A 12,430-nucleotide genomic window follows, 5' to 3' on the forward strand; every position below is an offset into this window, starting at 1 on the left:
TCCTGACTCGGGCAACAATTCTGAATAGCACAGATGGGCTAGCCGCTAAGCTTGCTCAAGGCACCAGAGGCACATGAGGTTCGAACGCCCGTGGAAAAGAACAGTGAACTGGACCAGGCCACGTTGCGCCTGATCGTCAGCGCCTGTGCGCTGTTGTACATCGTCGTATTGGCCAGCCTCCATCCCGGCGATGCCACAGGCTACGTGCCCATCATCATTTACATCACAACGTTTATCGTCGCCTCGGTATTCCTGCGCATGATCATCAAGCGCTGGCCAGGACACTTCTTCTGGCGGCGCCTTTTCTCGATGCTGCATGACTACACGGGCATCGCTTTCGCCATGGTGCTGGGCGGTGAAAGCGCACTGCCGATCTACGCGGCACTGCTCTGGGTCACCCTGGGCAATGGCATGCGCTTCGGCTCGCGCTACCTGGCGCTGGCAACCGTTATCGCACTGTCGACCCTGGTGCTGATTTTCTGGCTCAATCCGTTCTGGCATGGCCAGCCCTACATGTTCCTGATGTTGATCGTCACCACCATCGTGGTGCCGGCCTATGCGCACATTTTGCTCAAGCGCACCCGCATTGCTTCGGAAGAGGCGATTGCCGCGAACCAGGAGAAATCCCGTTTCCTGGCCCAGGCCAGCCATGACCTGCGCCAGCCGATCCACTCCATCGGCCTGTTCACCGCCTGCCTGCGTGACGCCAGGCTGGGCCTGGAGGAATTACGGCTGGTGGACAACATCGACCGTTCGCTGCACACCGTGTCGCAGCTGTTCCGTTCGATCCTCGATATCTACACCCTGGACCATGGCCAACTGATGCCGAAGGCCGAACCCGTGCACCTGGGCGCGTTGCTCCAGGATGTGGTCAAGCAGAACACCGAGGCGGCTCGCTGGGCTGGGGTCGAACTGCGCCTGCGCGCCAGTCCTTACTGGGTCAGCGTCAATCCAGGCATGCTGACCACGATGGTCCAGAACCTGCTGTCCAACGCCCTCAAATACGCGCCCGGCCAACCGGTACTGATCGGCGTGCGACGCCAGGGCAAGCGCCTGGCCGTGGTGATCTACGACAAGGGCCGGGGCATTGCGGCCGAACATTTGCCCGAAGTGTTCAAGGAGTTCTACCGCGTGCGCCATGTGCGCGACAAGGATGTCGAGGGTCTTGGCCTGGGCCTGTCCATCGTCAAGCGCATCAGCCAGATTCTCGGTGTCGATGTACACATCCGCTCCACGGTTGGACAAGGCACCAAGGTAGCGATCAGCGGCCTGGAACTGGCGGCGCCAAAGGCCATGGAGCCCAAGGTGTCGCCCGTCCAGAATCGCTTGGACGGATTACGGGTGTGCTTGGTGGAAGACGACGCCAACGTCCTGATGGCGACGTCGGCGCTCCTGGAAAAATGGGGTTGCGAGGTTGAGGCCCACAGCGACGGCGAGGGGCTGACCAGCGATTGCGCCATCGTCATCGCCGATTTCGACCTGGGCACAAAAGTCTCCGGCGCCGAATGCATCGCCGCGATACGCGCACAGCGCGGCTGGGAAGTCCCGGCATTGGTCATCACCGGACACGAGATCGAGCGCATACGCCAGTCATTGCAAAGCCTGAACATCTCGGTGCTGGCCAAGCCCGTGCGACCGCCGGAGCTGCGAACAGTATTGCTTGAACTGCTCAAGTCCATGAATCGCGAGGGCTCAGCTCACCTCAACCCACCCAGCCGATAGCCGTCTTGGGAATCACCTCGGACTCGTCGAGCTTGGAGGCAAACATGCTCACCGCATCGAGGGCATCGGTGGTCCCGTTCCGGATCTGCACGATGACCGATCCGGCCTGGTCTGCCAGGGTGACACCGCGCAAGGCGCCCTCGTGGGTCACGTTCATGCTCGCGACGGCATCGCGGGTTTCGGAGAGGATCATGCCGATCATTTCGGCAATCTCCGAGGTGGAACGACTGGTGCGCCCGGCCAGTTGCCGGACCTCGTCGGCCACCACCGCGAACCCCCGCCCCTGATCGCCGGCCCGCGCAGCCTCGATGGCCGCGTTCAGGGCCAGCAGGTTGGTCTGGTCGGCAATGCCGCGAATGGTGTTGACGATGGCCGTGATCTCTTCCGAACGGGCGCCCAGTTGCCCAACGAGGCGCGCGGAGGCGCCGATGTTGTCGGCGATCTCGCGCATCTCCTTGGCGGTCTGGTGGATCACCTGGGCGCCCTGCTCGGCCACGCGCTCGGTCTCGGCGGAGATGTGGTACGCACGGGAGGCGCCGCGTGAGTCCTCCTCGAATTTCTCTACCCGTTCGGTGATGTCACTGGCGAACTTCACAATCTTGCATAATTTGCCTTCGGCGTCGTAGACCGGGTTGTAGCTGGCTTCCAGCCAGACAACTTTGCCGTTTTTGCCGAGACGCTTGAATTGCCCGCTGAAAAACTCACCGGCGTTCAGACGACGCCAGAAATCACTGTACTCCGAGCTACCCACCAGGCTCGGTTCGCAAAACATCCGGTGGTGCTTGCCCTTGAGTTCGGCCAGTGAGTAATGCATGACATTCATGAAGTTGTCGTTGGCGGTCAGGATGTTGCCGCCCAGGTCGAACTCGATGACCGCCATGGCCCGGTCGAGGGCCGCCAGCCGGCCGCGTGTTTCGGCCTCGGCGGTGACCTTGGCGGTGACATCGAGTGCGTACTTGACCACCTTCACGACACGGCCTTGTTCGTCCACTACCGGGTTATAGCTGGCTTCCAGCCACACGTTCTGGCCTGAAGCGCTGCGGCGGTGAAACGTGCCGGATACGAATTGACCGGTGCGCAACTTGTTCCAGAACTCACGGTACTCGGCGCTGCCCGCCAACGCCGGGGGGCAGAAATCCCGATGGGACAGGCTGGCCAATTGCTCCGCACGGTAACCCATCGTGCTCAGGAAATTCTCGTTAGCCCGAAGGACCTTGCCATCGGAGCTGAACTCGATAACAGCCATCGACCGCTCCAGAGCGCCCACCAGTCCTTTGTAAGTTGCCAATTCGGCCGTCCTAGCCGTCAGTTCATCTTTTAGTTTTTTATTAAACATGACGTACCCTCGAAGTAACCGGACCTTATATACATATCGACTGGTTAGCTTGGGGCTGAACGGTATGGCGAAATTATGTTTCGACGCCAAAACCCACCGAATCCATCAACCAGGTTCTAAAGGCCTGCACCTTTGGGGCATCGGCCAGTTCATGTGGGGTGACGAAGTAAATCGCGGGGTTGTCCGCTAGGCAGCATCATAAAAACTTCATGGTGCCGGAGCATGATCGCTACGTTTGCTGATTACTTTCGTTCCCATTCAGCGAGGTAGGACCATGCCACCGCAAGGACTCCAGGTGGACTTCGCCCATCGACCACGGCTTGCCGATCTGCACCCCCTGCTGGAACCCGCCAGGCGCCTGTCCGGCACCCTGCGCAAACAGCCAGGGCCGGCCATCACACCGGCGGTGCAGTTGCAAGACCGGCAGGGATACGACAGCGGCTTTCTTGGCGACTTCATCGTGCCTTGGCCAAGCGTGGAAGCAGCCTTGGTCGATGACGTCTACCCGACCGGCACCGTCGACAATCGCCTGGATTATCAGCACTTCTCCATCGCTCTTTCGCGACGGCGACGCCTGGCCCTGGTGGCGGGCGTCAACATCGATGGCGCCAGCAGTGTCGAGATCGACCGGGGTCGTGATGCCTGGGCATACGACGGTCGAATCCCCAGTGACGCCCAGATTGGAGAGGCGCTGTACGCCGGCAATTTGCTGGATCGCGGTCATCTGGTCAGACGACAGGATCCCAATTGGGGCTCCGATGCACAGACCGCCAACAACGACACCTTCCACTTCACCAATTGCTCGCCGCAGATGGCAGCCTTCAATCAAAAAACCTGGCTCGAGCTTGAGGATTACATCCTCGATAACACGCGCCGGTGGAAAGCCAGGGCGACGATATTTACCGGGCCCTTGTTCCGGGACGATGATCAAGCGTACAGAGGCGTACAGATCCCCACTGCGTTCTGGAAAGTCGTGGCCTTTCTCGGTGACGACGGCAAACCTTCGGCCAGTGCCTACATGATTGACCAGCGCCAGGAACTGGAAAAGTTGGAACTTGTGTTCGGAGCGCTCAAGACCTACCGACGCAGCGTCGATCAAATTGAGGCGCTGACCGGTATCCGCTTTGGCGACTTGGCTGACTACGACGGCTTTTCCAATGAAGAACGACTGACAGGTACGAGGATTGAAGCGCCAATCCGTGGGCCTGAAGACATTCGCCTTTGAAAACGGTGGGAATGAGCTGGCTCGCGATGACGGCAGTACAGACATCCCCGCAAGCTGACCCGCCGCTATCGCGAGCAAGCTCGCTCCCACAGGGGATTGAAGGTGCATGGGATGTTGGTGAACGACTCAAAATACTGTGGGAGCGAGCTGGCTCGCGATGACGGCAGCACAGCCAACATCCCCGCAAACTGACCCGCCGCTATCGCGAGCAAGCTCGCTCCCACAGGGGATTGAAGGTGCATGGGATGTTGGTGAACGACTCAAAATACTGTGGGAGCGAGCTTGCTCGCGATGACGGCGGCACAGTCAACATCCCCGCAAACTGACCTGCCGCTATCGCGAGCAAGCTCCCTCCCACAGGGGATTGAAGCTGCATGGGATGTTGGTGAGCGATTCAAAAAACGGTGGGACTTATTCGCTCAAGGCTTGGCTGAAGGAGGTGTCGATAATCCCGGCAGTGGCCAGCGGGGCTGGCAGCGCCTTGACCTTGAACAGGAAGTCCGCCGTGCTTTGCAGGTCGGCGGCGGCCTGTCGATCCACCGGGCCGACGCTCATGTGGGCCTGGCGCAACCAATGGCGTGAGACGTTCTGGTCGAGGTTGGCCTTTTTCGCCCACAAGTCCGCGTATGAGTCGGTGTGGTTGTCGACCCAGGTTCGGGCTTGTTTCACGCGGCCGAGGAAGTCGGCGATGGCTTCGCGCTTGCTGTCGATGGCCGGTGTCGAAGCGGCAATGGCGCTGAGACCGGGCATGAGGTTTTTCGCCGTCAGGATCGGCCGGGCGCCGGAGAACAGGATCTGTTGCGAGATGTAGGGTTCCCACACCGGAAAGGCATCGATGCTGCCCTGGGGCAAGGCCGCCGCCGCGTCGATCGGCATCAGCTTGATGAATTCCACATGGTTCTCCGGCAAGCCGGCCTGCTCCAGGGCGCGCAGGGTCAGTTGCTGGCTCCAGGCGCCGGGCCAATAGGCAACCTTCTTGCCCTTGAGGTCGGCGATGGTCTTGACCGGTGAGTCCTTGGGCACCAACAGCGCAATGGTGTCCGGGTTCTGCCGCGAAACACCGATCAGTTTCACCGGTGCCTGTTTGGCAGCCAGGAACAGAAAACCCGAATCGCCGAGAAAGCCCAGGTCCAGGTCGCCGGTATTCAGCGCCTCGGCCAGGGGCGCGGCGGCTTGGAAGTGTTTCCAGTCGACGCGGTAGGGAGCGCCCTCAAGCACCCCCGAGGCCTCCACCGAAGCCCGCACGTTGTAGTAGTTCTGGTCGCCAACATACAGGACCAACGGCTCACTGGCCTGGAGCCAAGGGGCGGCGAACAATGTGCTGAGGAGCAGACCGCGCAGGGATCGGGCGAACGTCATGAAGGCAATCCTGAATGAGTTTCATAGAACATAACGCTCTTGTAATTCACATCATAAATTCTTTTAACGCATAAGCTCATAGTCACAAGCAGCCACTGTCCATGACCCAACAGTGCCGCAACAGACTGTTGGCTGGGCAACATTTCCTTGAAGCCGTCACCCCGTGGCGGCACCCGAAAACCGCCCATTCGCCGGCTATGGCACAGAGCCTGCAATATTCCTTTAAAGCGCGATTTTCTTCCGCGCTCCGATCTTTCGGAAATAAGAACATTGCCTTCTCACCGCCTTGCTGGAGCTGTTCCATGAAACCCGACTTCCGCTTCCCACTGGCCCTCGCCAGATCCCTGATCGGTGCCTGTGCCCTGGCGTTGAGCCTGCCGTCCCTGGCCCAGACCGCAGAAAGCCCTCCGGCCGAAGTGCACCTGGATTACGCCTATTACTCGCCGGTCAGCCTGGTGCTCAAGCATTTCGGTTACCTGGAAAAGGCCCTGCCCCAGACCAAGGTCAGTTGGGTCCTGAGCCAGGGCAGTAACCGCTCCCTGGAATACCTCAATAGCGGCGGCGTCGACTTCGCTTCGTCCGCCAGCCTCGCCGCGGTGCTGAGCCGGGCCAATGGCAGCCCGATCAAGTCGGTGTATGTCTACAGTCGCGCCGAATGGACCGCCCTGGTGGTGCGCAAGGATTCGCCGTACCAGACGGTCGCCGACCTCAAGGGCAAGAAAATCGCCGCCACCAAAGGCACCGATCCCTACCTGTTCACCCTGCGCAGCCTGCAACAGGCCGGGCTGAAGAAAGACGATGTGGAGCTGGTGCACTTGCAGCACCCGGACGGTCGCACCGCCCTGGAAAAAGGCGATGTCGACGCCTGGGCCGGTCTCGACCCGCACATGGCCGCCAGCGAAGTACAAGCCGGGTCGCGCCTGCTGTATCGCAACCCCGCCTTCAACAGCTACGGCGTGGTCAGTGTCACGGAGAAATATGCCCAGGAGCATCCGCAAACCATCGACACCGTGCTTGCGGCCTACGAACAGGCCCGGGCCTGGTCGGTGGAGCATCCGCAAGAGCTGGCCAAATTGCTGGCCGACGAATCCGGACTGCCGCTGGAAGTGGCCCGGCTGCAACTGTCCCGCACCGACCTGGGCAGCCCGCAGTTGAGTGCCAAGGATGTGCTGGCTTCCAAGGCGGCCGCGCCGATCCTGGTCTCGGAAGAGTTGGTTCGTCGCGGGGTGAATGTGGACCAGGTGATCGATCAATTGCTCGACACCGGTCGCCAGCAGGCCGTGGCCCGTCAATAACCCTTGCCCAGGCGACAACCGATCCGCGCCTGGCGCGGATTCGGCGTTGCCGGAGGAACGCCATGAGCAGTAACAGCGAAGACCTCTCCAGCCCCCATTTGGCCCTGCCCGCATCGGGCAAAGCGCCCCTGTTCAATCCCGACCGCTGGCGGCTGCGCCTCAAGGGGCTGGCCCTGCCGGTGCTGATCATCGTGTTCCTAGAGATCATCGTGCGCATCGGTTGGCTGCCCGCCTACCAGATGCCGGCCCCCAGCGAGATCGCCCTGACCCTCGGCGACCTGGCCGAGGGGGCGCTATGGAAACATATCAGCGCCAGCCTGTTGCGAGTGCTGCTGGGCTTTGCCATCGGCGCCAGCCTGGCGTTGGTCTTCGCCGCCTGGGTTGGCTTGAGTCGGGAGGCCGAAGCCTATCTGGAGCCGACCTTCGCCGGCCTGCGCTCGATCCCCAGCCTGGCCTGGGTGCCATTGCTCCTGCTGTGGCTGGGCATCGACGAAACCTCGAAGGTGGTGCTGATCGCCATCGGCGCGTTCTTTCCCGTGTACCTCAATGGCGTGGCAGCGATTCGCAACATCGACCGCAAGCTGGTGGAGGTCGGCCAAATGTACGGCTTCAGCCGCCGCCGTCTGGTGCGGCGGATTCTCCTGCCCGCCGCCCTCCCCGGCCTGTTCACCGGGTTGCGCGGCGGCATGAGCCTGGCCTGGATGTTCCTGGTGGCCGCCGAGCTGATCGCCGCGACCAAAGGCCTGGGCTATCTGCTCAGCGATGGCCGCGAAACCTCGCGTCCGGACATCGTGCTGGCGGCGATCATCGTGCTCGCCCTGCTGGGCAAGCTCAGCGACGGCATCCTCGCCGCCCTGGAAAAGCATTTCCTGGCCTGGCGCGACACCTTTAACGGCACCGAGGAGTGAGCCATGACCCAAGCCCTGCTGGACATCCACGTCGAGCGCAAGACGTTCGCCGACACCACCGTGCTCAATCATATCCACCTGCAACTGCAACCCCGGGAAACCGTGTGCCTGCTGGGCCCTAGCGGCTGTGGCAAGAGCACCTTGCTGCGCATCGTCGCCGGTCTGGAGAAAGACTTCGAAGGGCAACTGCTCAGCCACACCGAACACCTGGCCTTTGTGTTCCAGGAACCGCGCTTGATGCCCTGGCTGACGGTGCAACAGAACATCGGGTTCAGTGATGACGACGATTACGACAAGGCCTGGGTCGCGCAGTTGATCGAGGAAGTCGGCCTCACGGGATTTGCCGACGCATTGCCCAAGGCGTTGTCCGGCGGTATGGCGCAGCGGGTGGCGATTGCCCGCGGCCTGTACGCGCGACCACAGGTGCTGTTGCTGGACGAGCCCTTCAGCGCCGTGGATGCCTTCACCCGAATGAAATTGCAGGACCTGTTGCTGCAACTGGCCGAACGGCATGGGATCGCCTTGTTGCTGGTGACTCACGATGTCGACGAGGCGCTGTACCTGAGCGACCGGGTGTTGGTGATGGACAACCGCCCCAGCCGCATTCGCCAAGCATTGACGGTGCAACTGGACCATCCGCGAGACCGGCGCGACCCGTTGCTGGCCCGACTCAAGGCGCTGGCCCTGACCGAACTGCAACGTGCTCATGTGATTTGATCAAGGCCCTTCGCTAAGCACTTAATAGCATTAACAAATAAAAAATCAGTATTTATGGTTATAAAAATAACCACGTACTCTCAACTCATCCCGTCCCATTGGTCACGACAGTGAAGTGCCTTATGAAACCGACTGACAACGTTATCGACTTCGTCCAATTCCGCAAACGCAAGCAGGCTCAGCAACAGGCCCGGGCCATGTGGGAAATGTACGCGCGTAATGCCGGTTACCAGGCGTTCCAGTGGGTCCAGGCGTTCCAGCCGACCAGGACGTACCAGGCGTGAGCGCCCAGGAACCCTCGCGCTTTTTGGCGAGTGCCGACGAACCCGAAGTGGATCTGAACAACCTGGAAGCCTTGGATGAAGATCCGATTTGCGAACGGGTCGCGCAGAACCTGCAACGCCTGCGCGGCAAGCGACACCTGTCCCTGGACGCCCTCGCTCGCCAGTGCGGGGTAAGTCGGGCCATGCTGGCGCAGATCGAGTCCGGACGCAGCGTGCCCTCGATCAAGGTGCTGTGCAAAATCGCCAAGGGTCTGAAGGTGTCGGTTGCCGCGTTCCTGGAACATCGGGCTTTCGAGGGGGTGGCGGTGCTGTCGGTCAGCCAGAGCAAACGCCTGGTCAGCGCCAGTGGCGCCTTCGTCAGCCGTGCCCTGTTCCCGTTCGATGTGGCACGCCAGTCGGAATTCTACGAGCTGCGCCTGAGCCCGCTGGGGGAGGAACACTCCGAAGGGCATGGGCCGGGTGTTCAGGAGAACTTGGTGGTGTCCCAGGGTGTGCTGGAGATCAGTGTCAACGACGAGCGCTACCTGCTCTCCACCGGCGACTCGATTCTGTTTTATGCCGACCAACCACACCGCTATCGCAACCCGGCCGACAGCGAAGCGGTGGCGTACCTGGTGGTTACCTACCCGGAACGCCTGGACTGAACCCGCCTGTGGCGAGGGAGCTTGCTCCCGTTTGAGTGCGCAGCGCTCACAAAATGGGGGCTGCTGCGCAGCCCAGCGGGAGTAAGCTCCCTCGCCACGGGGCCAGTCTCAAGGACGTTGCCCGGCTGTAATCAGCAGGTGCAGCACATCATCGGCATGCCGTTGCAGCTCATCATCATCGGCATGCTGCAGTCGTCCATCATCTTCATCATCAAGGCGCAGCAGTTTTTCATCATGTCCATGTTCATGCCCGCCATCGGCATGACTTTGCACATCATGCAGTCCGCCATCACCGTGCATTCCATCACGCACTTCATCATCGGCATCGGCATGCCCATCATCGGCATTGGCATCATCATGCTCGCCATCGGCATGGCCATGCTCGCCTGGGACATGCACATCATGCTCATGTTGCCGCAGTGCATCATCATCGGCATGCCGCAGTTCATCATCATCTGCATCATGTCGGCGCTGTTCTTGAACATGGCCATGTCCATGCCGGCGGCTGGCATCATTTTGCACATCATGCCGTCGTCCATCATTTCGCAGGTCATGGTCGCCATCATCATCGGCATGCCCATCATTGGCATCATCGGCATGTTGGCGTTCATCGGCATTGGCATCTGCATGGCGTTCATCATGGTGGTGTTCCCTGTAAGGTTCGAGAGTCGGACAAGCTGATGGGGCGGATTCTAAGCATTGACCCGGACCCGACAAGATGGCGATCGAACAGCAAGAATGAACGTTCAGACAGGCTTACCGGAGCGACACACGCAAATCCTTCTGCTATTGCATGCACTTCGCTTTCATTACAGACACTTTCCAAACGACAGCTTCGATTCTTCGGTCATGGATATGCCATCCAAACCTATGTCAATAACCGTAAGAAATAATCGATCTAAATATCCCCCAGCGTTTCCCGCCACGAGGGCTCAGCCAATCAACTGGGCATACACCGGCCGGTCGATATTCCCACCAGACAGAATCACCCCCACCTTTTTCCCCTGCATCGCTTCACGTTCCTGCATGAGTGCCGCCAAGGCCGCGGCACCTGCGCCCTCGGCCAGGTTATGAGTGTCGGTGTAATACACCCGCATGGCCTCGGCAATTTCCGCGTCGCTGACCGCGACGATCCGCGCCGCAGCGGCCCCATAGATGGCAAAGGCCTCGGGAATGGGTCTACGCACGGCCAACCCGTCCGCGAAGGTATTCGCCGAAGCGGTCTCACACAGTCTTCCGGTTTCAAATGACAACTTCGCCGCGACGGCCTCGGTGGACACCACGCCCACCACTTGGGTTTTCAGCCCCAAGGCATCGCGGGCGGCGATGACTGCGCAAACCCCCGATCCACAGCCTATCGGCACGTAGACCGTGTCGAGGTCGGGCACCGCCTTGAACAGCTCAAGCCCATAAGTCGCCACGCCCCTGACCAACTCAGGATGGAACGGCGGCACCAGGTAGAGCCCCTGAGCGTGGGCCAGGCGTGCTGCCTCTTCCCGGGCCTCATCAAAATCGCGGCCATACTCGACCACCTCGCCGCCAAAGCCACGCATGGCATTGTTCTTCTCCACCGAGTTACCTTGCGGCACGACGATCAACGCTTTCAAACCCAAGGCGGTGGCCGCCAGTGCCAGGCTCTGGCCATGGTTGCCGCGCGTCGCCGTGACAATGCCTTTCGCCTCGGGATGCTCGCGCTTGAGCCAGTGTACGAAGGTCAGGCCGCCGCGCACCTTGAAGGCCCCGGTCGGGGTGTGATTCTCGTGCTTGACCCACACCGTGCAACCCAGCCGTTCAGCCAGCAACGGCCAGGCGTACTGGGCCGTGGCGGGCATGAATTGATAGAGATGGCGGGCAGCGTGTTCGATGTCGTCGCGGGTCAGTGTGTGCATGATGGGCCTCCTGGTTTTGCCCAGTCTAATCAGCGCGCCGGCGACGGGGCTTTCAGAAAACTGACCTGACTTTCGGGCCCACTCTTCATTACTATGCTGTTCATGAGCCCGCGAAATCACCCACCGCCGCCCCTGTCTGAACCGGTCCGTCGTATCGAGGCTGGGCCCTGGGCGATCGAATTGCTCCCTGGCTGTGCCTACGCGACCCGCTACGTCGCGACCCAGTCGGCGATCGGCTTTGCCTTCGACAGTCAGCGCGGCCTGCACGCCATCGGCAGCGACCGCGTGTTGCCCTTCGAGGCGCTGCCCAACGGCCTGGCATTCGTTCCCGCCGGGTGCGACGTGTTCTCCGAATCTCCCCGGGGCGGTGAATACCTGCGGATGGTGCGCACCGACGGCATGGCGTTGCCGGCGAAACATGCGTTCAACAATCGTATTGACCCGCAGGCCATCACCCTCGCCTTGAGAATGCGCAGCGCACTGCTGCGTGCCACGGCAGAGGACGATTGGGAAGCCTGGGCGCTCGGGCTGGCTGAGCGAGTGAAGGACCACAAGAGGTTTTCGGCACATTCCCAAGGCTCGATCACGGCCGGCCGGATGCGCCTGCTCGATGAGTTCATCGACGCCGGTCTCGACGGTCCGCTGGGGGTCAAGGAAATGGCCGGGCTGCTTGGCTTGTCCGAAGGTTATTTCATGCGGGCATTCAAACAGGCGACCGGCAAAAGCCCACACAGCTACCTGATCGACCGACGCCTCGCCAAGGCACGGGCGCTGATGCGCGACTCAACCGCCCGACTGACCGATATCGCCCACATCTGCGGCTTCAATTCCCAGGCGCACATGACCACGCTGTTCAAGCAACGCCTGGGCGTCAGCCCGGCGCAGTTGCGCGGGTATTCAAGGCCCTGAAGCCTCTGGGCAATGGGTTGATGGGGGCACCTGAGGGGCGAAATGGCGCCCCAAACCAAATTGCCATCAGATGGCCTTGCAAAAACACACTGGCCGTCTAGATTCAAACCTGTCTCCAACCAGATCTTCAACCACACCTGAC

12 protein-coding genes and 1 pseudogene are annotated in these 12,430 nt (G+C 61.0%); 8 read left to right on the forward strand and 5 right to left on the reverse strand.

All coding sequences use genetic code 11. The annotated features are described in order from the left end of the window. Positions 1–90: 90 nt before the first annotated feature. Positions 91–1,722, forward strand: coding sequence for an ATP-binding response regulator (locus ACZ5M5_RS18500; RefSeq protein ID WP_464737762.1), 1,632 nt, complete (start codon positions 91–93; stop codon positions 1,720–1,722). Here the strand turns inward: ACZ5M5_RS18500 and ACZ5M5_RS18505 are convergent. Continuing rightward, complete coding sequence (locus ACZ5M5_RS18505; RefSeq protein WP_371128517.1) at positions 1,703–2,317, reverse strand: methyl-accepting chemotaxis protein; 615 nt, start codon at positions 2,315–2,317, stop codon at positions 1,703–1,705. The two genes, ACZ5M5_RS18500 and ACZ5M5_RS18505, sit on opposite strands and share 20 nt — an antisense overlap. Further along, positions 2,291–3,058: pseudogene (locus ACZ5M5_RS18510) on the reverse strand (PAS domain-containing protein); the annotation flags it as partial. The pseudogene ACZ5M5_RS18510 and the gene ACZ5M5_RS18505, both read right to left, overlap by 27 nt. Positions 3,059–3,332: 274 nt before the next feature. Here ACZ5M5_RS18510 and ACZ5M5_RS18515 point away from each other — a divergent pair. Continuing rightward, positions 3,333–4,283, forward strand: a complete 951-nt coding sequence (locus tag ACZ5M5_RS18515; protein ID WP_464737763.1) for a DNA/RNA non-specific endonuclease — start codon at positions 3,333–3,335, stop codon at positions 4,281–4,283. A gap of 411 nt (positions 4,284–4,694) precedes the next feature. On the opposite strand, the gene ACZ5M5_RS18520 is transcribed toward ACZ5M5_RS18515, so the two are convergent. Beyond that, the gene (locus tag ACZ5M5_RS18520; RefSeq protein ID WP_464737764.1) at positions 4,695–5,642 is read right to left on the reverse strand and encodes an ABC transporter substrate-binding protein; all 948 of its coding nucleotides are present in this window, start codon (positions 5,640–5,642) and stop codon (positions 4,695–4,697) included. Between the two features lie 302 nt (positions 5,643–5,944). Between ACZ5M5_RS18520 and ACZ5M5_RS18525 the strand changes: the two genes are divergently transcribed. The 5 genes from ACZ5M5_RS18525 to ACZ5M5_RS18545 all read left to right on the forward strand — a co-directional run bounded on the left by ACZ5M5_RS18525 (position 5,945) and on the right by ACZ5M5_RS18545 (position 9,490). Beyond that, positions 5,945–6,937, forward strand: a complete 993-nt coding sequence (locus ACZ5M5_RS18525; protein WP_464737765.1) for an aliphatic sulfonate ABC transporter substrate-binding protein — start codon at positions 5,945–5,947, stop codon at positions 6,935–6,937. Positions 6,938–6,999: 62 nt separating this feature from the next. Then, a complete protein-coding gene (locus ACZ5M5_RS18530; protein WP_060741825.1) occupies positions 7,000–7,845 on the forward strand; it encodes an ABC transporter permease in 846 nt (281 codons plus the stop codon). Positions 7,846–7,848: 3 nt separating this feature from the next. Beyond that, a complete protein-coding gene (locus ACZ5M5_RS18535) occupies positions 7,849–8,562 on the forward strand; it encodes an ABC transporter ATP-binding protein (protein ID WP_060741824.1) in 714 nt (237 codons plus the stop codon). 122 nt (positions 8,563–8,684) lie between these two features. Then, positions 8,685–8,846 (forward strand): hypothetical protein, encoded by a 162-nt coding sequence (locus ACZ5M5_RS18540; protein ID WP_177431673.1) that lies wholly within the window; start codon positions 8,685–8,687, stop codon positions 8,844–8,846. 53 nt (positions 8,847–8,899) lie between these two features. Next, positions 8,900–9,490, forward strand: a complete 591-nt coding sequence (locus ACZ5M5_RS18545; protein WP_162491264.1) for a helix-turn-helix domain-containing protein — start codon at positions 8,900–8,902, stop codon at positions 9,488–9,490. A gap of 131 nt (positions 9,491–9,621) precedes the next feature. On the opposite strand, the gene ACZ5M5_RS18550 is transcribed toward ACZ5M5_RS18545, so the two are convergent. Both ACZ5M5_RS18550 and ACZ5M5_RS18555 read right to left on the reverse strand, forming a co-directional pair. Beyond that, complete coding sequence (locus ACZ5M5_RS18550) at positions 9,622–10,131, reverse strand: hypothetical protein (RefSeq protein WP_072404789.1); 510 nt, start codon at positions 10,129–10,131, stop codon at positions 9,622–9,624. 291 nt (positions 10,132–10,422) lie between these two features. Next, entirely contained in the window at positions 10,423–11,379 is a 957-nt protein-coding gene (locus ACZ5M5_RS18555; protein ID WP_464737766.1) for a threonine dehydratase, read from the reverse strand. A gap of 93 nt (positions 11,380–11,472) precedes the next feature. On the opposite strand from ACZ5M5_RS18555, the gene ACZ5M5_RS18560 reads away from it, so the two are divergent. Then, positions 11,473–12,288 carry a helix-turn-helix transcriptional regulator gene (locus ACZ5M5_RS18560; protein WP_412548318.1) on the forward strand — a complete coding sequence of 272 codons (816 nt, stop codon included), beginning with the start codon at positions 11,473–11,475 and terminating at the stop codon, positions 12,286–12,288. Positions 12,289–12,430: the final 142 nt, after the last annotated feature.

Source organism: Pseudomonas sp. Van50, assembly GCF_055390755.1.

Excerpts from the sequence above, each read along its gene's own strand:
- ACZ5M5_RS18560 (WP_412548318.1), top strand. The coding sequence starts at position 11,473 with ATGCTGTTCATGAGCCCGCGAAATCACCCACCGCCGCCCCTGTCTGAA.
- ACZ5M5_RS18535 (WP_060741824.1), top strand. The coding sequence starts at position 7,849 with ATGACCCAAGCCCTGCTGGACATCCACGTCGAGCGCAAGACGTTCGCC.
- ACZ5M5_RS18555 (WP_464737766.1), bottom strand. The coding sequence starts at position 11,379 with ATGCACACACTGACCCGCGACGACATCGAACACGCTGCCCGCCATCTC.
- ACZ5M5_RS18520 (WP_464737764.1), bottom strand. The coding sequence starts at position 5,642 with ATGACGTTCGCCCGATCCCTGCGCGGTCTGCTCCTCAGCACATTGTTC.
- ACZ5M5_RS18525 (WP_464737765.1), top strand. The coding sequence starts at position 5,945 with ATGAAACCCGACTTCCGCTTCCCACTGGCCCTCGCCAGATCCCTGATC.
- ACZ5M5_RS18540 (WP_177431673.1), top strand. The coding sequence starts at position 8,685 with ATGAAACCGACTGACAACGTTATCGACTTCGTCCAATTCCGCAAACGC.
- ACZ5M5_RS18550 (WP_072404789.1), bottom strand. The coding sequence starts at position 10,131 with ATGATGAACGCCATGCAGATGCCAATGCCGATGAACGCCAACATGCCG.
- ACZ5M5_RS18515 (WP_464737763.1), top strand. The coding sequence starts at position 3,333 with ATGCCACCGCAAGGACTCCAGGTGGACTTCGCCCATCGACCACGGCTT.
- ACZ5M5_RS18530 (WP_060741825.1), top strand. The coding sequence starts at position 7,000 with ATGAGCAGTAACAGCGAAGACCTCTCCAGCCCCCATTTGGCCCTGCCC.